Here is a 23,908-nt window from a genome sequence, read left to right as displayed (position 1 = left end):
GCGGATCAGCCCTTCACTCCGGTCAGTGTGACGCCCTCGACGAAAGCCTTCTGTGCGAAGAAGAAGACGAGGATCACGGGGGCCATGACCAGAACGGTCGCGGCCATGGTCAGGTTCCAGTCGGTATGGTGCGCGCCCTTGAAGGACTCAAGGCCGTAGCTGAGCGTCCAGGACGCCGGCGTGTCGGACGCGTAGATCTGCGGTCCGAAGTAGTCGTTCCAGGCGTAGAAGAACTGGAAGAGCGCGACGGCGGCGATGCCGGGGCGCGCCATCGGCAGCACCACCTTGATCAGCGTCCTGAGCTCCCCGCACCCGTCGACCTTCGCGGCGTCGAGGTACTCGTTCGGGATGGTCATCAGGAACTGCCGCAGCAGGAAGATGGTGAACGCGTCGCCGAACGCCAGCGGAATGATCAGCGGCCAGAGCGTGCCGGACAGGTCCAGCTGCTTCGCCCAGAACAGGTACATCGGGATGATGATCACCTGCGGCGGCAGCATCATCATCGAGATGACCAGCATCAGCGACAGATTGCGGCCGCGGAAGCGGAACTTGGCGAGCGCGTAGGCGACCGGCACGGACGACACCACGCTCAGCACGGTGCCGAGCCCCGCGTACAGCAGCGTGTTCTTCCACCAGGTCAGAAAGCCCGGGGTGTCGAACACCTTGCGGTAGTTGGACCACGCCCAGTGGTGCGGGATCAGGTCCCGGGTGAGCGTCTGCTGGTTGTCCATCAGCGAGGTGAGCAGCAGGAAGACGAAGGGCAGCACGAAGAACAGCGCCGCCGCGACGCCGAGCGAGTGCACCGCGATCCATTGGAGCGCGGCCTTGCGGCGGGCCACCTTGGCCGCCGGGGTCGTGACCGCTGCCTGAAGGGCGTACGTCATGTCACTCACCTGCCTGGATGAGTCCGCCGCGGCGCTTCATCAAAAGCGCCGTGAAGGCCATGGAGAGGGCGAACAGGACAAGGGCGACCACACAGGCGGAGCCGTAGTCGAAGCGCTGGAAGCCCAGGTTGTAGACGAGCTGGGGGAGCGTCAGCGTCGACTTGTCGGGATAGCCGGGCTCGAACTGCTGGCCCGAGTTGCCGATGATGCCGGAGGCGACCTTCCCCGCCACCAGCGGCTGGGTGTAGCTCTGCATCGCCTGGATGACCCCGGTGACCACCGCGAACATCACGATCGGCGAGATGTTCGGCAGGGTGACGTAGCGGAACCGCTGCCAGGCGGACGCGCCGTCCAGCTCGGCGGCCTCGTACTGCTCCTTGGGGACGTCCAGGAGCGCGGCCATGAAGATGACCATGAGGTCGCCGACGCCCCACACCGCGAGCAGGGTGAGTGCGGGCTTGGACCAGGTGGGGTCGGTGAACCAGTCGGGGGCCGGGATGCCGAGGTCCCCCAGGATCGAATTGACCGGCCCGGTACCGGGGTTGAGCAGGAACACGAAGCCGAGGGTGGCCGCGACCGGCGGCGCCAGGTAGGGCAGGTAGAACAGGGTGCGGAAGACGCCCACACCCGTTTTGATCTTCGTGATGAGCATGCCCACGCCCAGGCCGAACACGACCCGGCAGGCCACCATCACGATCACCAGCCACAGCGTGTTGCGCAGCGCCGGCCAGAACAGCGGGTAGTGGTTGAAGACGTACGACCAGTTCTTGAGGCCGTCGAAGGTGGGCGCGGCGAAGCCGTCGTACTGAGTGAAGGAGAAGTAGACCGTGGAGATCAGCGGATAGGCGAAGAAGACGCTGAAGCCGATCAGCCACGGCGACAGGAAGGCCAGGGTGCGCAGCGCCGACCTGCGGTGCTTGGCGCGCAGTGGGTACGTCGAGCTCATGGCGCGGCTACTTCGCCTGCGCGATCGCGGCGTCGATCTCCTGCGCGGTCTTGGCCAGACCCGCCTTGATGTCGCCCTGCTTGCCGCTCTCGACGTCGTAGCCGAGGTTCTGCAGGGACACCAGGTACTGGCCGCCGTTGACGGAGGCCGGGGTGGTGGTGGAGTTCGCGTTCTGCGCGATGTCCAGGAAGGTCTTGAAGCGCGGATCGACCTGCAGCTTCGGCGACTTGAGCGCCTCGAAGGTGGACGGCACGTTGTGGATGGCGTTGGCGAAGCCGACCACCGCGTCGGTGTTGGTGGTCAGGAACTTGACCAGCTCCCAGGCCGCGTTCTGCTTGTTCGAGGTCGCGGCGATGCCGGCGATGGTGCCGGTCAGATAGCCCTTGCCGTACGTGCCCACCTGGTCGTCCGGCACCGGCAGCGCGGCCACCCCGATGGTGAACTTCGGCTTGCTGTCCATCGCCATGCCGAGCCGCCACTCGCCGTCCATCGACATCGCGACCTGGCCGGTGTTGAACGGGTTCGTGTCGCCGTACTCCTCGCCGAAGGAGCTGCGGAACTTCTCCAGCTTGGCGAAGCCGCCCAGGTCGTCGACGAGCTGCTTCTGGAAGGCGAGGCCCTTTTCGAAGGCCGGGTCCTTGGCGATGTTCGACGTGCCGCTCGCGTCGAAGTACGTCGGCGACCACTGGGCGAGGTAGTGCTCGGTCGTCGTCTCGTAGGCGTGGTAGTTCGGCATGAAGCCGAGCTGCTCGAACGAGTCGCCCTTGGGCTTGGTCAGCTTCTTGGCGTCCGCCTCGAACTCCGACCAGGTCTTGGGCGCCTCGGCGATCCCGGCCGCCGTGAAGGCGTCCTTGTTGTAGTAGAGCGCGTAGGAGTCGCCGAGCAGCGGCAGGGTGCAGCGCCTGCCCTGGAACTGGGTGTACTCGTTCATGGTCTTGGGGAACGTCTTCGCCGGGTCGATGCCGTCCTTCTTGAGGAAGGGGGCGAGGTCGACGAAGGCGTTGGAGGAGCAGAACTTGCCGACGTTGTTCGTGGTGAACGACGACACCACGTCCGGGGCGCTCGAACCGCCCGCCCGCAGCGCCTGGTTGATCTTGTCGTCGTTGATGTTGCCGACGACCTTGACGTGGATGTTGGGGTGCGCCTTCTGGAAGGCGTCCACGTCGGCCTGGATGGCCTTGACCTCGTTGGGGGCGCTCCAGCCGTGCCAGAACGTGATGGTCGTGTCCTTGGACGCGTCGTCCTTCGCGCTGGTGCTGCTCTGGCCCGTACAGGCGGAGGCGAACAGGGCTATCGAGGCGGTCGCGGCCAGTGCGACGGCCGACTTCCGGCGGATTGCGGGCATGGAGGTGTCTCCCGACGAGGGGGTGGAGGGGGTGAGGTGCGGGTTATTCAGCGTGCGGTGTCGAAGACTTCGTCGCGGGTGGCGGCGAGGGCGGCCTCCAACGCGCCGCGCAGTACGGGGAGTCGGGTGACCTCCCCGACGACGAGCCGGGGCCGGGAGGCGGCCAGCTCGCTCAGTTCTCGCTGGACGAGCTCGCGCAGCGGCTCGCCCCCGGCGGAGATCAGCCCGCCGGACAGCACCACGAGTTCGGGGTCGAGTACGGCGACCATGGAGGCGAGTCCGGTCGCGAGTCCGGTGGCGAACGCCTTCAGGAGGTCCTTTTCGGGGCCTTGCTCGGCCTCGGCGCCCCGGGCGATCAGGACGGCGGCCACCTCATGGGCGGCCCCGCCTGGGATGTCGCCGACCCCGAGCTCACGGGCGAGCCGGGGCAGCGCCTGCCCGCCCGCCAGCTCCTGGAAGCCGCCGGAGTTCGCCTTCGTCACATGGCGCACGAGGGGGGCGCCGGGCACCGGCAGGAAGCCGACCTCGCCGGCGCCGCCGGTGAACCCGCGGTGCAGCCGCCCGCCGATGACCAGGGCGGCGCCGAGCCCGCCCTCGTTCCACAGCAGGACGAAGTCGTCGTGGCCACGGGCCGCGCCGAGGCGCTGCTCGGCTATGGCGACCAGGTTCACGTCGTTCTCGTACTCGACGGGCATCGGCAGGGCCGCCGCGAGTTCGTCGAGCAGGGTGGGCGAGTGCCAGCCGGGCAGGTGGGAGGCGTAGCGCAGCCGGCCGGTGCCGGGGTCGAAGGCGCCCGGGGTGCCGATGACGACCCGGTGCAGATCGGCCCGCGAGAGCCCGGCGGCCTTCACCGCGCCGTCGAGGGCGTCGGTCACCTGCCGCACCACGGACTCGGCGCGCCGTCCGGGCGTGGCGACCTCGAACTCCCCGACGACACTGCCCGCCACATCGGCGACGGCGGCGCGGATCCGCCCGGGCGTCACATCGAGCCCCGCCACGTGGGCGGAGTGCGCGTTGACCGCGTACAGCTGGGCGTTGGGTCCCGGGCGCCCCTCGGTCGTGCCGGTGGCGACGACGAGCCCGGCCGCCTCAAGACGGGCGAGCAGCTGCGAGGCGGTCGGCTTGGAGAGCCCGGTGAGCTTGCCGATGCGGGTCCGCGAGAGCGGCCCGTGCTCCAGGAGCAGATCGAGCGCGGCCCGGTCGTTCATGGCGCGGAGTACGCGCGGCGTTCCCGGGGTAGTACCGGCCACGACGAATCCCCCTGCCCTTCGGCGCCGCTTCTCCACACCACTGTTAGGAAAGTTTCCTATCTGATGAGAGGAACGTAGGGCGCCTGTCGGCAGCACGTCAATGGCCAGGGGCCCGACGGCTACCAAAGCGTTACCTGGCGGTGCCGGGACGGGGCTGGTGGTTCACTGCCCTGCGGCCCGCCCGAGCCCGGCGGTGAAGGCCGCCCAGGCGGAGGGGGTGAGGCGCAGGACCGGTCCTTCGGGGGACTTGGAGCACTTGGAGGGAGCGCGCCGTACAGAGAGGACGACGGGACGGTCATTCCCAGGCCCGAGCTCACCCTCCCCGCTCTCCGGCAGGCCGTCGCCCCGTCCCGGCTGCCCGAGTTCTTCGAGGAGCTTCACGGTGGGGTGTCATCGTGGAGATCGAACGACATCCGGAGACGGCCCGGCGCCTGCACGCTGCCGAGCGGGCCGTGGACAGCCCGGACCCCGACGCGCGGGCCGCCGCGGTTCTGGAAGCGGGCGAGATCGTACGCGCCGCGCATCGTGAGGTGGTCGGTGGCTGAGTGGCACTGGGAGCCAAGGACAACCCTGCTAGGGGCGCGGGGAACTGCGCGAGCAACCACGCACGGTCCGAGGCCGAAGGAGGGGTTAGGGGCGCGGGGGAACTGCGCGAGCGGCCCCCCCGGCGTACCCCTGCTCCGGCTACTTCGACAGATTCGGGTTCGGGATCGGGGCCGTGGCCAGGGACTGGGGGGAGGCAGGGTTGGCCAGGGCGGAGGGTGCGGCCGTCGCGGCCGAGGCGTCCGCGGCGGGCGGCTCCTCCGCGAGCGGCAGGCCGCCCACGATGCGGATGCCCGCCGCGTCCAGGGCCACCTTGATCCGCCAGCGCAGCTCGCGCTCCACGCTCAGCGCCTTGCCCGGCATGGTCTTCGCCGACACGCGCACCACCATCGAATCGAGCAGCACCTCGTCCAGGCCCAGGATCTCCACCGGACCCCACAGCCGCTCGTTCCACGGCTCTTCCTTCGCCATGGACTCGCCCGCCTCGTTGATCACCGTCCGCAGCCGCTCCAGGTCCTCGCTCGCGCGGACCCGGACATCGACCCCGGCGGTCGCCCAGCCCTGGGACAGGTTTCCGATGCGCTTGATCTCACCGTTGCGCACGTACCAGATCTCGCCGTCCGAGCCGCGCAGCTTCGTCACCCGCAGCCCGACCTCGATCACCTCGCCGGAGGCGACCCCCGCGTCGATCGAGTCGCCGACGCCGTACTGGTCCTCCAGGATCATGAACACGCCGGACAGGAAGTCGGTGACCAGGTTGCGCGCGCCGAAACCGATCGCCACGCCCGCCACACCCGCCGAGGCGAGCAGCGGGGCCAGGTCGATGTTCAGGACGCCGAGGACCATCAGGGCGGCCGTGCCCAGGATGAGGAACGACGCCACCGAGCGCAGCACCGAGCCGATGGCCTCCGAGCGCTGGCGGCGGCGCTCCGCGTTGACGAGCAGACCGCCGAGCGCGGTGCCCTGCACGGCCTGGGCGCTGCGGTTCATCCGCTCTATGAGCTTGGTCAGGGCCCGACGGACCAGGACCCGCAGGACCGAGGCGATGACGAGGATCAGGAGGATGCGGACTCCGACGTACAGCCACGTCGACCAGTTCTGCTCCACCCAGCCGGCGGCCTGGGTGGCCGACTTCTGGGCGTCTTGGAGCGTCGCGGGTGTGGGCGGCGGCGATCCGTCGGCCAGGACGGCGGACCAGTTCACGGCAGGAACCTCCAGCGTTGCGGTGCCGGCGAAGACGGCGGCAGACCCACCACACTAACGGGGCAAGAGCTGTGCTCCGTTGACGTGTTCGGGGGAGAGGGCCCGCCAGCCTGGGAAAGAAGGGGGGTGTGGTCGAAAACACTTCGAGCCCGTTACCTGGACGTGGTGGCGCTTCGACCAGCCATGAGGAGAGACTGGAGAGCAGATCGTCCCGGCGCGAGCCACGCGCCGCCGGCGTAATAGGAGGCACCCGTGCCGCACGTCCTGGTCCTCAATGCGTCGTACGAGCCCCTCGGCGTCGTACCGCTCCGCCGCGCGCTCGTCCTCGTCCTCGAAAACAAGGCCGTCAGCCTGGAGGAATCCGGCGCCTTCATGCATAGCGCGACCCGTGCCGTCGCGGCGCCCAGCGTCGTGCGGCTCAAGAGATTCGTACGGGTCCCCTACCGGGGGCCCGTTCCGCTGACCCGCCGTGCCCTGTTCGCGAGGGACGGCGGGCGCTGCATGTACTGCGGTGGCGTCGCAACCAGCGTCGACCACGTCATCCCGCGCAGCCGCGGCGGCCAGCACGCCTGGGAGAACGTCGTCGCCGCGTGCCGCCGCTGCAACCACGTCAAGGCGGACCGCCACCTCATGGAGCTCGGCTGGCGGCTGCGCCACCAGCCCGCCCCGCCCACCGGCCTCGCCTGGCGGATCATCGGCACCGGCCACCGCGATCCGCGCTGGCTGCCCTACCTCCAGCCCTTCGGCGCGGACGACGCCCTGGCCCGCATCGACGGCATCTCCGCGTAGGCCCGGCTCAGCCGTCCCCGGCGACGGCGTACGCCTCCACCGACCACAGCGCGTAGCCCGACCCGGCCGCCCGTTTCATCCCCTGGACCCGGATGAAGCGGGCGTCCTTCTGGTCCATGTGAAGCGCCTCACGGCCGCCCTTGGACCCGCCCACGGTCGCCGCCGTACGCCAGCTGCGCCCGTCGGCCGACACCTGCACCGCATACGCCGCGCCGCCCGGGCTCTGCCACTGGAGCACCACCAGGCCGACCCGGGCGGGCCCGGCGAGCTCGGCCTGCCACCAGGCGCCGTCGTCGGGGGCCGAGACCCAGCGGGTCGCCGGGTCGCCGTCGGCCGCCGCGCGGGCCGGGAAGGCGGGGTCCGCGTCGCCGGACGAGGTCGCCATCGAGCCCGCGATCAGGTCGGGGCCGCCGGTGCGCGGGTAGGCCCGCACGGTCAGCGCGGTCTGCTGCCCCGCGAAGGACAGCGGCACCTGGTACTCGCCCGCAGGGGTGCCCTTGGCCACGCTCACCTCGACCGGCACGTCGGCGCTGGTGCCCCGGGCCACCGTCGTGTCCTGCGGCAGGCGCACCGTGATGCCCTGCGGCGGCTTCGCGGTCAGCGCGCCCCGCACGTCCTCGGGCCCCATCGCGGCCACCGACGCCGTCACGCTCTGCGCCGCGCCGCCGATCTCCGCGTCCGTGTCGGTGCGGGCCAGCGCCAGATGGGCCTGCGGATCGTCGGCGTACCAGGGCACCAGGCGCCGCACGGCGGCCGAGCCGCCGGACACCCGCACCGCGTCGGCCCGCACGCCCCCGGTGTCGAGCTGGGTCCAGCCGGCGGCGGCCAGCGGGGCCAGCGGGCGCCAGCCCTCGCCCGGGATGTGCGCCTGCACTTCGCCGGTGGTGCCCGGCAGCGCCAGCACGGTCAGCGCCTGGACGGGCCGGGTGCGGCCGAGGCGGACGGTGTACGCGTCGGGCGACGCGGTGACATCACCGGCCGGACGGTCGGCGCCCGTCCAGGCGTCGCCGTCGCGCGCCACCCGGTCGAGGAACGCGCCGAGGACGTCCTTGCCGACGGTGACCGGGGCGGCCGCGATCGCCTCGCGCACCGGAGCCAGGGCGAGTGAGGCCCGCCAGGCGCCCGCGCCGTCGCCCGCCGACTGGGCCTGGAGCAGATCGACAGCGAGCTCGCCCGCCTGCCCGTAGCGGGCCAACTGGTCGGTCCACGGCCGCACTTCACCGCTCACGGGCGCGTCGGCGAGCCGCTGCGGGGCCTCGCGCATCACGGTGAAGGCGGCCCGCAGCTCCTTCGCGGCCCGGTCGCGGGCCGCCTTGTCCGGGCCCGTACGCGATGCCCAGAAGGCGTCCATCAGCGGACGCAGATACGCCGACTCGGGGCTGCCGAGCACCGAGGAGGAGTCGTTGCCCGCGAGCGCGGCGAGCGCCTCGCGGGCCTTCGGGTCGCCGCCCGCGAGGTCGTCGACGGCGGCCCGCCAGGACTCCTGGGGCTGGTAGCCGCGCGGGTTCCACGCGTAGTCGGCGGCCGTGAACAGCGGGATGCGGGACGCCGCCGGCTGCTCCATGGCGTTGGCGAGCAGGGCCGCCGAACCGGCCGCGACGGCGGGTTCGCGGCCGGTGTAGGGGCCGAGGAAGATCCGGCCCGGCGCGTAGTCGTTGACCGGGTAGTTGTCCATCGTGACGAGCGGATGCCCGAACGCGGCCCGGGCGTCCGCCAGTTCGGCGCCGGTGATGGTGCGCGGCACGACGCCCACCCCGGTCCAGGCGACCTGGACGCGCGGATCGAGGGCGGCCGCGAGCGCGCCGCGGTACTTGGTGGCGCCGTTCTGGTAGTACTCGGTCGGCATCAGCGACAGCGGCTCGGCGCCCGGGTGGGCCCGGGCGAGGTGCGCGGCGACCGCGTTGGCGACCCGGGCGTGCGCCTTGGCGGCGGCCTTCGGGCCCGAGCCGAACGTTTCAGCGTCCGCGTCGCAGTTCCACTCGCTGTAGGAGACGTCCTGGAACTGGAGCTGGAAGGCGCGCACCCCGAGCGCCCACATCGCGTCCAACTTGCGGTTCAGCTTCGCCACGTCGGCGTCCGACGACAGGCACAGCTCCTGGCCGGGCGCCACCGCCCACGCCAGCGTCACATGGTTGCGGGCCGCCCGGTCGGCGAGCGCCCGGAAGCCGGCCCGCTGGTCGGCCGGGTACGGATCGCGCCAGCGGGCTTGGCGGTACGGGTCGTCGCCCGCCGCGTACAGGTAACGGTTCTGCTTGGTGCGGCCCATGAAGTCCAGCTGGTCCAGGCGCTGTTCAAGACTCCAGGACTGGCCGTAGAAGCCCTCGGTGGTGCCGCGCACGGCCGTCCCCGGCCAGTCGCGTACCACCACGCCGGGAATCCGCCCGTCCCCGCGCCCGTCCCGGCCCACCAGCTGGCGCAGCGTCTGCACCGCGTGGAAGAGGCCGTCGTCGCCGGTCCCGTCGAGTGCCACGGTGTCCCGCCCGTCGACCTGCCCGACGCCGACGCGGTAGCCGCCGGCCGGCAGATCGCCCTGCGCCGGCACCCGCAGCGCCCGCAGGGCATCGGCGGCACCGGCCCCGCCGAGCCTGAACACCGGCCCGCTGCCCGGCAGTTGGCGGTGCACGGTACGCACCCCGGCCGCCTTCAGGATGTCCTCGGCCCCCTGCACGGCGTACGGGTCGGCGCCCGGGTCCGCGATCAGCACGGCCTCGCCGCCGAAGGAGACCGGATGGCCCGCGGGCTTCAGCGACTGCGGCCGCGGCCACACCTCGGGCAGCTGCCCCGCCTCCTGAGCCGGATCGGGGGCGGTGGCGGCGGGACCCGCCGGGGCCGCGAGGGCGCCGGGTGCCGCACCGAGCAGTCCGCCGATCACGGCGACCGCGATGGCCGTCGCCCTCTTCCTGCGACCGAGCTGCACGGCCCACCTCTCACCCGACACTGCGTGAGCCACGAGCCCACCACCCGGCTGCCGAGGGTGTCAATGCGAGTGGTCGATGTGTCTGATATGCCTGGCGAGATGGATGTGGTAGGAGCTTGTGCGCGGCGGAACGTCTGGCGGGCCGTCCGCTGGGTAGGGCACCTCTGTCCCTGCCGCCCACCGAAACCGGAGGCCCCCGTGGTCGCCCCCGCCCCCGAGCAGCCGCTGACCAGCGAGCCCCCCATGGCCGACGCCGAGCCGCTGATCAGCGAACCCCCGATGGCCGAAGCGGCCCCGCTGACCAGCGAGCCGACGCCGGTGGCCGCGGCCGCGGGGTTCTGACGCCATGACCCTGGCCCGGCTCGCCGCCCACCACGGCGTGGCCACCTCGTACTCCCCGTCGGCGGGCGTCACCGTCGAGGTGCCGGACGCCACGGTGGTCGCCGTCCTGGCCGCGCTCGGCGTCGACGCCTCGACGCCGGACGAGGTGTGCCGAGCGCTCGCCGCCGCCGAAGCGGCCGAGGCGGACCGGCTGCTGCCTCCGACGCTGGTGCGCTGGGGCCGGGGCCCGGTGCCGGGCCTGTCCGACGGGCTGACCGTCATCGGCACACCGGTCGACCAACTCCCGCTCGGCGTCCACCAGTTGGAGGCGCGCGACCGGGACGGGCGCACCGCGTACGCGACGCTGATCGTCGCGCCGGACGGCGTGCCGCAGCCGCGGGCCCGCGTCCACGGCTTCCTCGTCCAGCTCTACTCGCTGCTGTCCGCCCGCTCCTGGGGCATGGGCGACCTCGGCGACCTCGCGGAGCTCGCGGGCTGGTCGGGCCGCACGCTCGGCTCCGGATTCGTGCAGGTCAACCCGCTGCACGCGGCCGTCGTCGGCACCCCGACCGACCCGTCCCCCTACCGCCCCTCCTCGCGCCGCTTCCCCGACCCCGTGCACCTGCGGATCGAGGACATCCCCGAGTACGCGTACGCCACCGAGCGGGCCGGGCTTGAGGAGCTGGTCGCGCGCGCCTCGGCGCTGCGCCAATCGGTGCTCGCCAAAGGCGAGTTGATCGACCGGGACGCGGTGTGGGAGCTCAAGCGCGCGGCCCTCGAAATCCTGCACCGGGTGCCGCTCGGGCCCGGCCGCCGGGCCGCGTACTGCGACTTCCTCGCCGGGCAGGGCCAGGCCCTGGAGGACCACGCCACCTGGTGCGCGCTCGCCGAGCGGTACGGCCCGCACTGGCGCGGCTGGCCCCAGGGGCTGCGCGACCCGAGGTCCGCCGAGACCGCGCGGGCCCGCCGCGAACTCATCGAACGCGTCGACTTCCACTCCTGGCTCGCCTGGCTCACCGACACCCAGCTCGCCGCGGCCCAGCACACCGCCCGTGAGGCGGGCATGCCCGTCGGCCTCGTACACGATCTCGCGGTCGGGGCGCATCCCGAGGGCTCCGACGCCTGGGCGCAGCAGGACGCCTTCGCGCCCGGCATGTCGATCGGGGCGCCGCCGGACGCCTTCAACGCCCGCGGCCAGGACTGGGGCCTGCCGCCATGGCGCCCCGACGTGCTCGCCGCCTCCGGTTACGCCCCCTACCGCGGCCTGCTGCGCGGACTGCTGCGCCATGCGGGCGCGCTGCGCATCGACCACGTGATGGGCCTGTTCCGGCTGTGGTGGGTGCCCGAGGGGCGGCCGCCCACCGACGGGACGTACGTCCACTACGACGCGGAGGCCATGCTCGCCGTCCTCGCCCTGGAGGCGCACCGCGCGGGCGCCGTGGTCATAGGGGAGGACCTCGGCACGGTCGAGCCGGGCGTACGCGAGGCGCTCGCCGAGCGGGGTGTGCTCGGCACGTCGGTGCTCTGGTTCGAACGCGACTGGGCCGGCACCGGGCGGCCACTGGCCCCCGAGGACTGGCGGGCCGGCTGCGTCGCCACCGCCACCACCCACGACCTGCCGTCCACCGCGGCCCGCCTCACCGGCGAGCACGTCCAGCTCCGCCACCGCCTCGGCCTGCTCACCAGCCCCCTCGAAGCGGAGCAAAACGCCGCCCGCGCCGAGGTGGCGGAGTGGCTCGGCCACCTCGAACGGCTCGGGCTGCTCCCCGACGCCCCCGGCGACGAGGAGGCCGAGATCCGGGCCGTCTACCGGTTCCTGCTGCGCACCCGGGCCCGGATGGTCGGCGTCTGGCTGCCCGACGCGGTCGGCGACCGCAGGCCGCAGAACCTGCCGGGCACCTGGGACCAGTACCCCAACTGGCGCCTGCCGGTGGCCGGGCCCGACGGGCAGCCGCTCAGCCTGGAGGACATCGTCGCCTCGCCCCGGCTGCACGCCCTGATGCGGGTCTTCCCGCGTACGGATCCGGCCGCCGATTCCGGTACGGATCCCGGTGCCGGGCAGGGTGCGGGACCGGGTGCGGACCCGGGTGCGGATCCTCCTACGGCACCCCCGGGCGCGCGGCCCGCTTAGGGGTTCGCTAACTTTGCACCGTGGACAAGAAGAACGCCCTGCGCGCCGGCGCCGTAGCAGCCGGTACGACGCTGATGATGCTGCTCATGTCGTCCCCCGCGCTTGCGCTCACGCGCGATGACGGTGACGACCCGGGGCCCGGCCTGAGTGTGATCCAGACGATCGGTCTGTTCGTGGTCACGCCCATCGCGCTGTTCGCGGTGATCGCCGGCCTGGTGATGGTCCTGGACAAGTCCCGGAAGGCTCCGGCCGAGAAGGCCTGAGCTTTTCCCTCCGACCCGCCCGCCCGTTCCGCCCCGCGAGGGCCGAGCGACCGGGCGGGTTACAGGCGTTCCCGGGGGCTCCGCCCCCTGCCCGCCGTTCGGCCCCTTTAGGGGCGCGGGGAACTGCGCGACCAGCCACGCACGGTCCGCAGTCAACCGACCACACACCAGCCGCCGGCGCGCAGCCGGACTCTCCTCCCGGCAGCCGCCTCCCCCAATCGTTCAGCTCCACTGAAGATAACGAGCTAAAACTTTCGATGGACGTGACTGGTTCGGCGGTGCGACGGTAGGGGCACATCCCAGCCCCACCGCCCCGAAACGGAGTCATCGTGACCGTCCTGGACCGAGTCCGCAGCACACCGCGCGCCACCGCGGCCAAGAGGGCGGGGCAGGCCTCCGGGCTCGGTCTCGTCCTCGCGGCCGTCGCGACGGTCGTCTGGTCCGGGAGCTTCGTCGCCTCCCGGGCCCTGCACGACTCGGTGCCGCCCGTCCAGGCCGCCTTCTGGCGCTGGCTCATCGCCATCGTCGCCGTCGCCCCCTTCGCCGCCCGCGAGACCTGGCACCAACGTGCCCTGATCCGGCGCCACTTGGGCTTCCTGACGGTCGCCTCGCTGCTCGGCATCACCGTCTACAACACCCTCGTCAACCAGGCCGGCACCTCCACCACGGCCGGCAACATGGGCATGATCATGGCCGCCTCGCCCGTCCTGATGGCCGTCCACGAACGCCTCACCGGCGGTCGGCTCGGTGCCCGCCGCACCCTCGGACTCCTCATCGCCTGCGCCGGAGTGCTGCTCCTGGTCAGCAGGGGCTCACTCGATCCCGCCCTCGCCCCCGGCGACTTCTGGATGGTCGCGGCCGCCGTCAGCTTCGCCTCGTACAGCGTGCTGCTGCGGCGCCGCCCGGCCGAACTCGGCGGGCTCGCCTTCCTGTTCACCACCTTCGTGCTCGGCGCGCTCATGCTGGCTCCCGCGTACGGAGTGAGCCTCGCGGTCCAGGGCGGCTTCGCCGCGACGCCCGCGACCGTCGGCCCCCTCGTCTACGTCGGGGTGCTGTCCTCCGCCGTCGCCTTCTTCGCCTGGAACAAGGCGATCGCCCTGATCGGCGCCGCCCGCGCCGGAGTCGTCTACTACCTCCAGCCGGTCTGCGTGGCCCTGCTCTCCTTCGCCCTGCTCGGCGAGGCCACCGGCCCGACGCAGCTGGTGTGCATGGCGCTGATCCTCGGCGGCGTCGTCCTCGGCTCCCGCAGGTGAACCACGCCCCGGACAGGGCTGGCGCGCGGGCGGGCGCCGGTATGTTGCGTCCCTTGACGCTCCCCTCCTTGAAGGGAGGGGATTCTTACGGCTCGCGCCGTGAGACTTTCTGTTTCATCGCCGACCGCCCGCCCGGAGAACTCCGTTGAGGTCTTACACCAGCTCCGCAGACCGACACCGCCCGTCCGGCGGCCAGAAGGTTCTTCGCTGCGTTCACGTCCCGGTCGTGGGTCGTGCCACAGCTGTCGCACGTCCAGGTGCGGACGTGCAGCGGCATCTTCTCCTGGAGGGTGCCGCAGGTGGAGCACAGCTTGGAGGAGGGGAACCAGCGGTCGACCGCGATCACTTCGCGGCCGTACCACTGGGCCTTGTACTCCAGCATGGAGCGGAACTCGCTCCAGCTCGCGTCCGAGATGGCTCGGGCGAGCGTGTGGTTCTTGACCATGTTCCGCACGGTCAGGTCCTCGATCACGAGCGTTTGGTTCTCACGCACGAGACGAGTCGTCAGCTTGTGCAGCCCATCGCGCCTGCGGTCGGCGATCCGGGCATGGATCTTGGCGACCTTGCGGCGGGCCTTGGCCCGGTTCGCGCCATCACCCCTGGCCTTCTTCGCCAGGCGGCGCTGGGCCTTCGCGAGGGCGGCACGGTCTTGGCGTTCGTGCCGGGGGTTGGCGATCTTCTCCCCGGTCGAGAGGGTCAGCAGGTGGTCCAGACCCACGTCGATACCGACCGCCGAACTGGTGGCGGGGAGCGGCCCCACGGTGGGGTCCTCGCACAGCATGGAGACGAACCAGCGTCCGGCCGCGTCCTGGGAGACGGTCACTGTGGACGGGGACGCCCCCTGGGGCAGCGGCCGGGACCACACGATGTCCAGCGGCTCACTCATCTTCGCGAGGGTGAGCTTGCCATCCCGGAACCGGAACGCGCTGGTGGTGTACTCGGCGGACTTCCGCGACTTCTTCCGCGACTTGAAACGCGGGTACTTGGCCCGCTTGCCGAAGAAGTTGGTGAACGCCACCTGCAAGTGCCGCAAGGCCTGCTGGAGCGGGACGGAGGAGACCTCGTTGAGGTAGGCCAGTTCCTCGGTCCTCTTCCAGACCGTCAGCATCGCGGAGGTCTGGTTGTAGTTGACCCGCTCCTGACGCGTCCACGCCTCCGTACGGGCCGCGAGCGCCAGGTTGTAGACCTTGCGAACACAGCCGAACGTGCGCGACAGCTCGGCTGCCTGCGCATCGGTCGGATGGAAGCGGTACTTGAACGCCCGCTTCACACAGTTCGTGGCCACGCTCACAAACTAGTGTGGCCGCAGGTGAAGTTCACCTGCGGGTCAGAGCACGCTTTTCGCCCAGGGGGCGAAACCCCGCCCCCTGCCCTGCTCCGCAGGAATCCGTTTCCCCTCCGCCCCAAAGGGCGGAGTATCCACGGAGGTTCCCGATGAGCGAGTGGGACATCAAGAAGCTGCACATCCTGCGGACCCTGCGCGAGCAGGGCACCGTGACCGCGACCGCCGAGGTGCTGCTCATGACGCCCTCGGCGGTCTCCCAGCAGTTGTCCAACCTCGCCAAGCAGCTCGGCGTGCCGCTGCTCGAAGCACACGGCCGGCGGGTGCGCCTCACCGACGCCGCCCACCTCGTACTGCGCCACGCCGAGGCCGTCTTCGCCCAACTGGAGCGCGCCGACGCCGAGTTGGCGGGCTACCTCAAGGGCGAGGCGGGCGAGGTGCGGATCGGGGCGTTCTCGACCGCCGTGCCCGCGCTCGTCGTACCGGCCGTACAGCAGCTGCGCCGCACCCATCCCGCCCTTGAGGTACGGGTGCGGGAGGCGGAGGCGGCCGAGGCGTACGAACTGCTCTCGGCCGGGGCGGTCGACCTCGCCCTGTCCCTGGCCGCGCACGCGCCGAGCGCCCGGGACCCCAAGTTCGCGCTCGTCCCGCTGCTCACCGACCCGCTCGACGTGGCCCTGCCCGCGGGTCACCCGCTCGCCGCCGAACCGGGCCTGCGGCTCGCCGACCTCGCGCACGAGCCGTGGATCTTCGGCGGCAGCGGCCCCTGGTCCCAGATCACCACGGCGGCCTGCGAGGCGGCCGGCTTCGTACCGGAGCAGGCGCACAGCGCCGCCGGGTGGACCGCGATCCTGGCCATGGTGGAGGCCGGGATGGGCGTCGCCCTGGTGCCCCGGATGGCGGCGGCGGACCGCCGCGCGGGGGTCGTCATGCGGATACTCAGCGCGGACCAGCCCCGGCGCCACGTGGTGGCCGCGGTGCGGCGCGGGGCGGAGGAGGGCCCGGCCGTGGCCCGGGTCCTCGCGGCCCTGCGCGAGGTCGCGAACGTACGGCCTGCTGGTTAGGAGGCGGTGGCTCCGGTTGTGTGGAGCGCGTCCAGGCGGGCCAGTTCGTCCTCGGTGAGGCGCAGCGCGCCCGCCGCCACGTTGTCGACGAGGTGGTCCGGGTCGCCGGTGCCGGGGATGGCCAGCACGTGCGGGCCGCGGTGCAGCGTCCACGCCAGCCGGACCTGCGCCGCGCTCACCGTGCGGGCCCGCGCGACGTCCAGCACCTCCGCGCTGTCGGCGCCGCTCGCGCCCGCCTCGCGCCCGGCCCCCGCGATCGCGTAGAACGGCACGAACGCGATTCCCCGCTCGCCGCACAGCCGCAGCATCTCCTCCTGCTCCGCGGGCGCGCCGATGCCGTACGGGTTCTGTACGCAGACGACGGGTGCGATGGCCAGCGCCTCGGCGAGGTGGCCCGGGCCGACGTTGGAGAGGCCCAGGTGGCGGATGAGCCCGGCCTCGCGCAGTTCGGCCAGCGCGCCGAACCGCTCGGCGATCGAATCGGTGCCGACGATGCGCAGGTTGACCACGTCGAGGTGGTCGCGGCCGAGCTGGCGCAGGTTCTCCTCGACCTGCCCGCGCAGTGCCTGCGGGGTCCGGGCGTGAGCCGCCCACTCGCCCTCGGGGCCCCGCGCGGGACCGACCTTGGTGGTGATCACGAGATCGTCCGGGTAGGGCGCGAGCGCGCTGTTGATCAGCTCGTTGGCGGAACGCAGCGGCGAGAAGTAGAACGCGGCGGTGTCGATGTGGTTGACGCCGAGCTCAACTGCCCGCCGCAGTACGGCAATTGACTGGCTCCGGTCGCTGGATACGGCGTCGGCGCGCAACGCCGCACCCTGCTGCGGCAGGCGCATCGCGCCGAACCCGATCCGGTTGACGGTCAGGTCGCCGAGCTTCCAGGTGCCCGCGGCAGCCGCGGTGATGGTCTCTGAGGTCGTGGTCATGGCGGGATTCTGGCAGGGGCGGGGTGCATCGCCGGAAGATGGCAACAAGCTGCCAGGAACGTTCAGCATCACTGAACGGACTGTGCGAATACTTTCGATGGACGTGGGGTGTTGGGGCGGGCGAGAGTCGGGGTCATGACTTCCGCCACCGAGAACATCGCCGACCACGCATCCGCAGAGGACCCGCACGCCAACGACGCCGCTCCCTATGGAGGCGGCGACCCGTACGCCGACTACCGCTGCGGTGACTTCGCGTTCACCGAGCTGGTCGACCTCGCGGACCGCAGGCTCGGGGCCGGAGTCATAGCCGCCAACGACGAGTTCTTCGCCGAGCGCGAGAACCTCCTCGTCCGCGAGCGGGCCGTCTTCGACCCGGAGCGCTTCGGGCACAAAGGCAAGATCATGGATGGCTGGGAGACCCGCCGCCGTCGCGGTACGGACGCCGGCCACCCCTTCCCCGCGCCCGAGGACCACGACTGGGCGCTGGTACGCCTCGGCGCGCCCGGCGTGATCAAGGGAATCGTGGTCGACACCGCCCACTTCCGGGGCAACTACCCGCAGCGGGTGTCGGTGCAGGCCACCTCGGTCGAGGGCTCGCCCAGCCCCGAGCAACTGCTCGCCGACGACGTGAAGTGGGACGAGCTCGTCCCGCCGACCCCCGTGCGCGGCCACGCCGAGAACGGCTTCGAGATCACCACGGGCCGCCATTACACGCACGTCCGGCTCTGCCAGCACCCCGACGGCGGCGTGGCCCGCCTGCGCGTGCACGGCGAGGTCGTCCCGGACCCGGAGTGGCTGGACACGCTGGGCACGATCGACCTCGTGGCGGTCGTCAACGGCGGTGCCTACGAGGACGCGTCCGACAAGTTTTACTCCTCGCCCACGCAGATCATCCTGCCCGGCACGTCCCGCAAGATGGACGACGGCTGGGAGAACCGCCGCCGCCGGGTCCGCGACACCAACGACTGGGTGCGGTTCCGCCTGGTCGCCCAGGGCGCGATCCGTGCCGTCGAGATCGACACGGCGTACCTGAAGGGGAATTCGGCGGGGTGGATCGCGCTGAGCGGGCGCAACGGTGAGACGGGGGAGTGGTTCGAGATCATCCCGCGCACGCGTCTGCAGCCCGACACCCTGCACCGCTTCCGCCTCCCCGCGCACGCCGTGGCGACCCACGTCCGCCTGGACGCCTTCCCCGACGGCGGGGTCGCCCGCATGCGCCTGCACGGCGCGCTGACGGCCGAGGGCTCGGCCGAACTCCGCCGCCGCTACTCCGAGTTGACCGGCTGACCAGGCCCCCACAGGTTTCCGCCCGGCGAACGGCTGCGCCTCGACGCCCGTTCGCCGGGCGGTTCTCATTTCCTCAGAGGGAAGCGCCCTTGAGCGCGTCGATGAACGCGCTGAACGACTCGGCCGGGAAGAGCAGGGCCGGGCCGTCGGGGTTCTTGGAGTCCCGCACGGGGACGGCCGCGTGGCCGTCGGCTATCTCTACGCAGCTGCCCTGATCCGAGCCGCTGTAGCTGGACTTGCGCCAGCCCGTCAGCGTGGAAGACCCGGGAATCATGTGCTCAATCGTCATCGTGTCCGTAGCCCTTCGCTGTGGCCCTTAGCAGGGCAAGTGACTCCTTCAGTGGCAACGCGTCGCTCAGCGCAAGATCGTATGTGCCTTGAAAGCATTCCACTAGCGCCGGAGAGTCGTGCACTTTGCCCGTGTGCAGCCCCTCGACGTAGGCGATCGGGGGTTGGTCCTCGAACCACATGAGTGTGGCCATGCTGGGCAACAGTGGGTGCGCGCCGACGCTGAACGGCAGTACGTGCACGCGGATGCGTCCGGCATCCACCAAGTCTGCCAGGTGAATGAGCTGTTCTGCCATGACAGTTGGGCCACCTACTGGATGGCGCAGAACCGCCTCGTCCAGCAAGGCCCATACGATCGGTGTCACCGGGTCGGCGAGGATGCGCGATCGTTCCAGTCGCGTGGCGACGGCCCCATCGCGCTCTTCTGTGCTCAAAGGTGGGTAGGCGACGTCCAGAACGGCGCGGGCGTAGTCCTCAGTCTGCAAAATGCCGGGCACGTATGAAATGGCGAACTCCCGGATCACTGTTGCCTGTTGCTCGAACTGTCGAGCCGCCTCGAAGTGATCCGCCACCGGCTGCGCGTTCTTGTCCGGCAGAAAACTCGCCAGCACATTTCCCGTGTTCAGCGCCCGGTCCAGCCGCTTCGCGTCGTCCTGGGACGGCCAGCGGCGGCCCGCCTCGATGTGGGCGATGTGCGTGCGGCTCATGATGGCCGTTTCGGCCAGCTGCTGTTGGGTGAGACCGGCCTGTTCCCGCTGGTCCTTCAGCCACTCTCCGTACGCCATCGTCATGGCTCAACTCCCTTGTGCCGCAGGCCCGTTTGGCCGTCGCTACCCGTTCGGTGAGGTGGCTATCTCCACAGGGTGTCGCGCAAGGGTGTTCGAATGAGGACGCGGTGGAGAGGTGGACGGTGGGCATGGCCGGGGTTCCTTCGAGGTGAAAGGCAGGTACCCGGGGCCGCTAGCATCGCGAGGTCAAGGAGCCTGCCGAGCAGTGGAGTTGGGTGTGGAGCGACCGCGTATCGGGGTGGCCGTGCTGACCATGGGCAACCGGCCCGCTGAACTGCGATCCCTGCTGGACTCGGTGGCCAAGCAGGACGAGGCGGCGGCCCGGATCGACGTGGTCGGCAACGGAACCCCCCTCCCCGAACTCCCGGACGGCGTAACGGGGGTGGAGCTGGCGGAGAACCTCGGGGTGTCCGGGGGCCGCAACGTCGCCCTGGACCGGTTGCGCGCGTTCGGGGACGTGGACATCCTGGTGGACCTGGACGACGACGGGCTCCTGATCGACGCGGACGTGATCCGCACCATCGCCGACCTGTACGCCGCCGACCCGAAGCTGGGCATCGTCTCCTTCCGCATCGCTGACGAGCACGGCGAGACCCAGCGTCGCCATGTCCCACGGCTGCGGTCGAGGGACCCGATGCGGCGCGGCGAGGTGACCACCTTCCTCGGCGGCGGGCATGCCCTGTCCATGGCGATGCTGGAGCGGATCGGTGGCTGGCCCGAGGAGTTCTTCTTCACCCACGAGGAGACCGATCTCGCCTGGCGTGCCCTGGACGACGGCTGGAGGGTTCTCTACGAGCCCGCGCTGCTGCTCCAGCACCCCAGGACCAGCCCCGCCCGGCACGCGGTCTACTACCGCATGACCGCCCGCAACCGGGTCTGGCTCGCCCGCCGCCACCTCCCGGCACCATTGATCCCGCTCTACCTCGGCACCTGGACCCTGCTCACGCTCGCCCGCACCCGCTCCCTGGGCGGCCTGCGCGCCTGGGCAGGCGGGTTCGCAGAAGGGGTACGCCAGCCGTGCGGGCGGCGTCGGCCGCTGCGCTGGGCGACCGTATGGCGCATGGCGCGCCTGGGCCGCCCGCCGGTCATCTAGTGGCTGCCGAGCTGCGCCTCGTGGCTGAACTGCGTGGAGACCTGTCCGTGGCTGCCTGGCGGCAGGTGAGCACGCGAGTGGTACTGCTGTCGTCCTCGCTGATGTCTCGGACGTGCTCGAAGCCGATTCTGTCCAGCAGGGTCAACGAGGCGCGGTTCGGCACGGCTACGGTGGCGTGCACCTCGGTCAGCCCGAGGGTCCCGAAGCCGTAGCTCACCAGGGCCTGGGCCAACTCCGTCCCCAGGCCCGATCCCCACACCTCCGCGGCCAGCGCGTAGACGATCTCATGGCCCCCGACTACATCGGTCGGCTTGATCTCGGCATGCCCGATCAACACGTCGTCCCTGCGAACGGCCCAGACATCGAACAGGTCTTGGGCATAGATCTTCGTGAAGATCCGCCCGAACAGGGCCCGGTCCTCCTCCTCCGAAGCGGGGCCGTCACCCATCCACTGCGACACCCGCACATCCTGAAACAGGGCCGCGAAGCCCTCTTCGTCCTCGGGGACGTAAGGCTCCAGGAGTAGGCGCTCGGTGCGCAGAGTCGGGGTCATGGACGGCGACGCTACTCACTTGGCGCCTTGCGCAGCAATCCACTTTCACCAGCCCAGCGCTGGAGGGGCTTGATTGTGGGCCGAGGTCGGCTGCGACTTCCGGCGGGGGTGGGGAGGGGGTACCGCAGGGCCCCCTCCCCGAACTCGGCTACGCCGACGCCGCGTCCGCCGCCTGAGCCCGCAGTGCGCGCTCAACACCCGCGCGGGATTCCGAGATCAGGCGGCGCAGGGCCGCGTTCGGCTCGGCTGTGGAGAGCCAGGTGTCCGTGGCGTCCAGGGTGTCCTGGGAGACCAGCAGCGCCGGGTACAGGCCCACCGCGATCTGCTGGGCGATCTCGTGCGAGCGGGACTCCCACACGCCCTTGACCGCCGCGAAGAACTTCGCGGAGTACGGGGTCAGGAGCTCGCGCTGGTCGGACTGGACGAAGCCGCCGATCACCGCTTCCTGGACCGCGTTGGGGAGCGTGTCCCCCTCCACCACGGACGCCCACGCCTCCGCCTTCGCCTCCGGCGTCGGACGGGCCGCCCGCGCGGTCGCCGCGTGGCGCTCGCCCGCAGCCGTCTTGTCGCGGTCCAGCTCTGCCGCGATCTCAGGCTCGTCGAAGACGCCCGTCGCCGCGAGGCGCTCCACGAACGTCCAGCGCAGCTCGGTGTCCACGGCGAGGCCCTCGATGACCTCCGCACCCGTCAACAGGCCCTGGAGCAGGTCCAGTTGCTGCGGGGTGCGGGCGGTCGCCGCGAAGGCGCGGGCCCAGGCCAGCTGGTGGTCGCTGCCCGGCTCGGCGGTGCGCAGGTGCGCCAGCGTCGCGTCCGTCCACTGGGTCAGGCCCGCGTCCCGCCACTCGGGCGCCGCGTACAGGTCGATCGCCAGCTTCACCTGGCGGTGCAGGGACTGGACGACGCCGATGTCCGACTCCTTGGAGATGCCGGAGAGGACGAGCGCCAGGTAGTCGCGCGTGGCCAGTTCGCCGTCGCGGGTCATGTCCCAGGCCGAGGCCCAGCACAGGGCGCGCGGCAGGGACTCCGCGAAGTCACCGAGGTGCTCGGTGACGACCCGCAGCGACTCCTCGTCCAGGCGGACCTTCGCGTAGGAGAGGTCGTCGTCGTTGAGGAGGATCACCGCCGGGCGCTTGGTGCCCTGCGGGAGCGGGACCTCGGTGCGGGCGCCGTCCACGTCCAGCTCGATCCGGTTCGTACGGACCAGTTTGCCCGTCTCGACCAGGTCGTAGAAGCCGATCGCGATGCGGTGCGGGCGCAGGGTCGGCTCGCCCTTGGCGCCGGCCGGCAGCGCCGGGGCCTCCTGGAGGACGGTGAAGGAGGTGATGGTCCCGGCGTCGTCCACGGAGAGCTCGGGGCGCAGCACGTTGATGCCCGCCGTCTCCAGCCACGCCGTCGACCACGTCTTCAGGTCGCGGCCCGACGTCTTCTCCAGCGCGCCAAGGAGGTCGGACAGGCGCGTGTTGCCGTACGCGTGCGCCTTGAAGTAGGCCTGCACGCCCTGGAAGAACTCGTCCATGCCGACGTACGCGACCAGCTGCTTCAGCACCGACGCGCCCTTGGCGTACGTGATGCCGTCGAAGTTGACCAGCACGTCGTCCAGGTCGCGGATGTCCGCCATGATCGGGTGCGTGGACGGGAGCTGGTCCTGGCGGTACGCCCACGTCTTCATGGAGTTGGCGAACGTGGTCCACGAGTGCGGCCACTTCGAACCCTCGGCGTATGCCTGGCAGGCGATCGAGGTGTACGTCGCGAACGACTCGTTCAGCCAGAGGTCGTTCCACCACTCCATCGTCACGAGGTCGCCGAACCACATGTGGGCGAGCTCGTGCAGGATGGTCTCGGCGCGCACCTCGTACGCCGCGTTAGTCACCTTGGAGCGGAAGACGTACTGGTCGCGGATGGTGACCGCGCCCGCGTTCTCCATCGCGCCCGCGTTGAACTCCGGCACGAAGAGCTGGTCGTACTTGGCGAACGGGTAGGCGTAGTCGAACTTCTCCTGGAACCAGTCGAAGCCCTGCCGGGTCACGTCGAAGATCGCGTCCGAGTCGAGGAACTCGGCGAGCGAGGGGCGGCAGTAGATGCCCAGCGGGACGCTCTGCCCGTCCTTCTCGTAGCTGCTGTGCACCGAGTGGTACGGGCCCACGATCAGCGCGGTGATGTACGAGGAGATGCGCGGCGTCGGCTCGAAGACCCAGAGGTCGTCCTTGGGCTCCGGGGACGGCGAGTTGGAGATCACCGACCAGCCGCTCGGCGCCTTCACGGTGAACTGGAAGGCCGCCTTCAGGTCCGGCTGCTCGAACGAGGCGAAGACGCGGCGCGCGTCCGGCACCTCGAACTGCGTATAGAGATAAGCCTGTTGGTCCACCGGGTCGACAAAACGGTGCAGGCCCTCGCCGGTGTTGGTGTACACGCAGTCCGCGACCACCTTGAGCTCGTTCGGGCCCGCTTCGAGCCCGGTCAGGGCGATCCGCGAGTCGGCGAACACGGCGGCCGCGTCCAGCGCGGTGCCGTTCAGGACGACCTCGTGCACGGTCGGTGCGACCAGGTCGATGAAGGTCTCCGCCCCGGCCTCGGCGGAATCGAAGCGCACGGTGGTGACGGACCGGAAGGTCCCTCCCCCATCCTCGAATTCGCTCGGACGGGAGGTGCCCCCACCCTGCGCGCCGCTCAGGTCGAGCTCGATCGCGTACGAGTCAACAGTGAGCAGGGCGGCCCGCCGCTGCGCCTCTTCACGGGTCAGATTCGTGCCAGGCACCCGGTCATCTCCTCGGTATGTGATGTGTCC

General features: G+C 71.1%; 22 protein-coding genes. 9 read left to right on the top strand and 13 right to left on the bottom strand.

Going from position 1 to position 23,908, the window contains the following annotated elements; genetic code table 11:
* Positions 1 to 5: 5 nt before the first annotated feature.
* The 5 genes from ACIBK6_RS01795 to ACIBK6_RS01775 all read right to left on the bottom strand — a co-directional run bounded on the left by ACIBK6_RS01795 (position 6) and on the right by ACIBK6_RS01775 (position 4,806).
* Positions 6 to 884, bottom strand: a complete 879-nt coding sequence (locus ACIBK6_RS01795; protein WP_399047859.1) for a carbohydrate ABC transporter permease — start codon at positions 882 to 884, stop codon at positions 6 to 8.
* Position 885: 1 nt separating this feature from the next.
* The gene (locus tag ACIBK6_RS01790; RefSeq protein ID WP_399047857.1) at positions 886 to 1,830 is read right to left on the bottom strand and encodes a carbohydrate ABC transporter permease; all 945 of its coding nucleotides are present in this window, start codon (positions 1,828 to 1,830) and stop codon (positions 886 to 888) included.
* A 7-nt stretch (positions 1,831 to 1,837) separates the two neighbouring features.
* Entirely contained in the window at positions 1,838 to 3,175 is a 1,338-nt protein-coding gene (locus ACIBK6_RS01785; RefSeq protein WP_399047856.1) for an ABC transporter substrate-binding protein, read from the bottom strand.
* A gap of 47 nt (positions 3,176 to 3,222) precedes the next feature.
* Entirely contained in the window at positions 3,223 to 4,425 is a 1,203-nt protein-coding gene (locus ACIBK6_RS01780) for an ROK family protein (protein ID WP_399047855.1), read from the bottom strand.
* Positions 4,426 to 4,587: 162 nt separating this feature from the next.
* Positions 4,588 to 4,806 carry a DUF397 domain-containing protein gene (locus ACIBK6_RS01775; RefSeq protein ID WP_399047853.1) on the bottom strand — a complete coding sequence of 73 codons (219 nt, stop codon included), beginning with the start codon at positions 4,804 to 4,806 and terminating at the stop codon, positions 4,588 to 4,590.
* Positions 4,807 to 4,820: 14 nt separating this feature from the next.
* On the opposite strand from ACIBK6_RS01775, the gene ACIBK6_RS01770 reads away from it, so the two are divergent.
* The gene (locus ACIBK6_RS01770) at positions 4,821 to 4,970 is read left to right on the top strand and encodes a hypothetical protein (RefSeq protein WP_399047852.1); all 150 of its coding nucleotides are present in this window, start codon (positions 4,821 to 4,823) and stop codon (positions 4,968 to 4,970) included.
* Between the two features lie 139 nt (positions 4,971 to 5,109).
* Here the strand turns inward: ACIBK6_RS01770 and ACIBK6_RS01765 are convergent, their stop codons facing one another.
* Entirely contained in the window at positions 5,110 to 6,171 is a 1,062-nt protein-coding gene (locus tag ACIBK6_RS01765; RefSeq protein ID WP_399047851.1) for a mechanosensitive ion channel family protein, read from the bottom strand.
* A 252-nt stretch (positions 6,172 to 6,423) separates the two neighbouring features.
* Between ACIBK6_RS01765 and ACIBK6_RS01760 the strand changes: the two genes are divergently transcribed.
* Positions 6,424 to 6,960 carry an HNH endonuclease gene (locus tag ACIBK6_RS01760; protein WP_053727372.1) on the top strand — a complete coding sequence of 179 codons (537 nt, stop codon included), beginning with the start codon at positions 6,424 to 6,426 and terminating at the stop codon, positions 6,958 to 6,960.
* A gap of 7 nt (positions 6,961 to 6,967) precedes the next feature.
* On the opposite strand, the gene ACIBK6_RS01755 is transcribed toward ACIBK6_RS01760, so the two are convergent.
* The gene (locus tag ACIBK6_RS01755) at positions 6,968 to 9,877 is read right to left on the bottom strand and encodes a beta-N-acetylglucosaminidase domain-containing protein (protein WP_399048446.1); all 2,910 of its coding nucleotides are present in this window, start codon (positions 9,875 to 9,877) and stop codon (positions 6,968 to 6,970) included.
* 198 nt (positions 9,878 to 10,075) lie between these two features.
* Between ACIBK6_RS01755 and ACIBK6_RS01750 the strand changes: the two genes are divergently transcribed.
* The 4 genes from ACIBK6_RS01750 to ACIBK6_RS01735 all read left to right on the top strand — a co-directional run bounded on the left by ACIBK6_RS01750 (position 10,076) and on the right by ACIBK6_RS01735 (position 13,845).
* The gene (locus ACIBK6_RS01750) at positions 10,076 to 10,219 is read left to right on the top strand and encodes a hypothetical protein (RefSeq protein WP_399047849.1); all 144 of its coding nucleotides are present in this window, start codon (positions 10,076 to 10,078) and stop codon (positions 10,217 to 10,219) included.
* A 4-nt stretch (positions 10,220 to 10,223) separates the two neighbouring features.
* Positions 10,224 to 12,329 (top strand): 4-alpha-glucanotransferase, encoded by a 2,106-nt coding sequence (malQ, locus tag ACIBK6_RS01745; protein WP_399047848.1) that lies wholly within the window; start codon positions 10,224 to 10,226, stop codon positions 12,327 to 12,329.
* Between the two features lie 20 nt (positions 12,330 to 12,349).
* Positions 12,350 to 12,592, top strand: a complete 243-nt coding sequence (locus ACIBK6_RS01740) for a hypothetical protein (RefSeq protein ID WP_399047846.1) — start codon at positions 12,350 to 12,352, stop codon at positions 12,590 to 12,592.
* A gap of 329 nt (positions 12,593 to 12,921) precedes the next feature.
* Positions 12,922 to 13,845, top strand: a complete 924-nt coding sequence (locus tag ACIBK6_RS01735; RefSeq protein WP_399047844.1) for a DMT family transporter — start codon at positions 12,922 to 12,924, stop codon at positions 13,843 to 13,845.
* Between the two features lie 85 nt (positions 13,846 to 13,930).
* Here ACIBK6_RS01735 and ACIBK6_RS01730 read toward each other — a convergent pair whose 3' ends face one another.
* A complete protein-coding gene (locus tag ACIBK6_RS01730; RefSeq protein WP_399047843.1) occupies positions 13,931 to 15,130 on the bottom strand; it encodes an RNA-guided endonuclease InsQ/TnpB family protein in 1,200 nt (399 codons plus the stop codon).
* A 149-nt stretch (positions 15,131 to 15,279) separates the two neighbouring features.
* Between ACIBK6_RS01730 and ACIBK6_RS01725 the strand changes: the two genes are divergently transcribed.
* Positions 15,280 to 16,191 (top strand): LysR family transcriptional regulator, encoded by a 912-nt coding sequence (locus tag ACIBK6_RS01725; RefSeq protein WP_399047841.1) that lies wholly within the window; start codon positions 15,280 to 15,282, stop codon positions 16,189 to 16,191.
* Here ACIBK6_RS01725 and ACIBK6_RS01720 read toward each other — a convergent pair.
* Positions 16,188 to 17,114, bottom strand: coding sequence for an aldo/keto reductase (locus ACIBK6_RS01720; protein WP_399047840.1), 927 nt, complete (start codon positions 17,112 to 17,114; stop codon positions 16,188 to 16,190). The two genes, ACIBK6_RS01725 and ACIBK6_RS01720, sit on opposite strands and share 4 nt — an antisense overlap.
* A gap of 135 nt (positions 17,115 to 17,249) precedes the next feature.
* On the opposite strand from ACIBK6_RS01720, the gene alc reads away from it, so the two are divergent.
* On the top strand, positions 17,250 to 18,401 hold the full coding sequence (alc, locus tag ACIBK6_RS01715; RefSeq protein ID WP_399047838.1) for an allantoicase: 1,152 nt from the start codon (positions 17,250 to 17,252) through the stop codon (positions 18,399 to 18,401).
* Positions 18,402 to 18,474: 73 nt separating this feature from the next.
* Here the strand turns inward: alc and ACIBK6_RS01710 are convergent, their stop codons facing one another.
* Both ACIBK6_RS01710 and ACIBK6_RS01705 read right to left on the bottom strand, forming a co-directional pair.
* Positions 18,475 to 18,675: a DUF397 domain-containing protein gene (locus ACIBK6_RS01710; protein WP_399047837.1), complete on the bottom strand. Its 201-nt coding sequence runs from the start codon at positions 18,673 to 18,675 to the stop codon at positions 18,475 to 18,477.
* Between the two features lie 4 nt (positions 18,676 to 18,679).
* Positions 18,680 to 19,480, bottom strand: coding sequence for a helix-turn-helix domain-containing protein (locus ACIBK6_RS01705; RefSeq protein ID WP_399047835.1), 801 nt, complete (start codon positions 19,478 to 19,480; stop codon positions 18,680 to 18,682).
* 214 nt (positions 19,481 to 19,694) lie between these two features.
* On the opposite strand from ACIBK6_RS01705, the gene ACIBK6_RS01700 reads away from it, so the two are divergent.
* Positions 19,695 to 20,570 (top strand): glycosyltransferase family 2 protein, encoded by an 876-nt coding sequence (locus ACIBK6_RS01700; RefSeq protein WP_399047833.1) that lies wholly within the window; start codon positions 19,695 to 19,697, stop codon positions 20,568 to 20,570.
* Here ACIBK6_RS01700 and ACIBK6_RS01695 read toward each other — a convergent pair.
* Positions 20,563 to 21,123 carry a GNAT family N-acetyltransferase gene (locus ACIBK6_RS01695; RefSeq protein WP_399047832.1) on the bottom strand — a complete coding sequence of 187 codons (561 nt, stop codon included), beginning with the start codon at positions 21,121 to 21,123 and terminating at the stop codon, positions 20,563 to 20,565. The two genes, ACIBK6_RS01700 and ACIBK6_RS01695, sit on opposite strands and share 8 nt — an antisense overlap.
* Before the next feature lie 148 nt (positions 21,124 to 21,271).
* Positions 21,272 to 23,878 (bottom strand): aminopeptidase N, encoded by a 2,607-nt coding sequence (pepN, locus tag ACIBK6_RS01690; protein WP_399047830.1) that lies wholly within the window; start codon positions 23,876 to 23,878, stop codon positions 21,272 to 21,274.
* Positions 23,879 to 23,908 lie beyond the last annotated feature (30 nt).

This window comes from Streptomyces sp. NPDC050485 (genome assembly GCF_044458185.1).
GTDB lineage: Bacteria > Actinomycetota > Actinomycetes > Streptomycetales > Streptomycetaceae > Streptomyces.
The sequence above is the reverse complement of the archived record's forward strand: the minus strand, read 5'-3'. Positions and strand labels throughout refer to the sequence as shown.

What these genes read in the sequence shown, in the direction of transcription:
- ACIBK6_RS01795 (WP_399047859.1), bottom strand. Translation starts at nt 884, where the DNA reads ATGACGTACGCCCTTCAGGCAGCGGTCACGACCCCGGCGGCCAAGGTG.
- ACIBK6_RS01790 (WP_399047857.1), bottom strand. Translation starts at nt 1,830, where the DNA reads ATGAGCTCGACGTACCCACTGCGCGCCAAGCACCGCAGGTCGGCGCTG.
- ACIBK6_RS01785 (WP_399047856.1), bottom strand. Translation starts at nt 3,175, where the DNA reads ATGCCCGCAATCCGCCGGAAGTCGGCCGTCGCACTGGCCGCGACCGCC.
- malQ (WP_399047848.1), top strand. Translation starts at nt 10,224, where the DNA reads ATGACCCTGGCCCGGCTCGCCGCCCACCACGGCGTGGCCACCTCGTAC.
- ACIBK6_RS01725 (WP_399047841.1), top strand. Translation starts at nt 15,280, where the DNA reads ATGAGCGAGTGGGACATCAAGAAGCTGCACATCCTGCGGACCCTGCGC.
- ACIBK6_RS01720 (WP_399047840.1), bottom strand. Translation starts at nt 17,114, where the DNA reads ATGACCACGACCTCAGAGACCATCACCGCGGCTGCCGCGGGCACCTGG.
- alc (WP_399047838.1), top strand. Translation starts at nt 17,250, where the DNA reads ATGACTTCCGCCACCGAGAACATCGCCGACCACGCATCCGCAGAGGAC.
- ACIBK6_RS01710 (WP_399047837.1), bottom strand. Translation starts at nt 18,675, where the DNA reads ATGATTCCCGGGTCTTCCACGCTGACGGGCTGGCGCAAGTCCAGCTAC.
- ACIBK6_RS01705 (WP_399047835.1), bottom strand. Translation starts at nt 19,480, where the DNA reads ATGACGATGGCGTACGGAGAGTGGCTGAAGGACCAGCGGGAACAGGCC.
- ACIBK6_RS01695 (WP_399047832.1), bottom strand. Translation starts at nt 21,123, where the DNA reads ATGACCCCGACTCTGCGCACCGAGCGCCTACTCCTGGAGCCTTACGTC.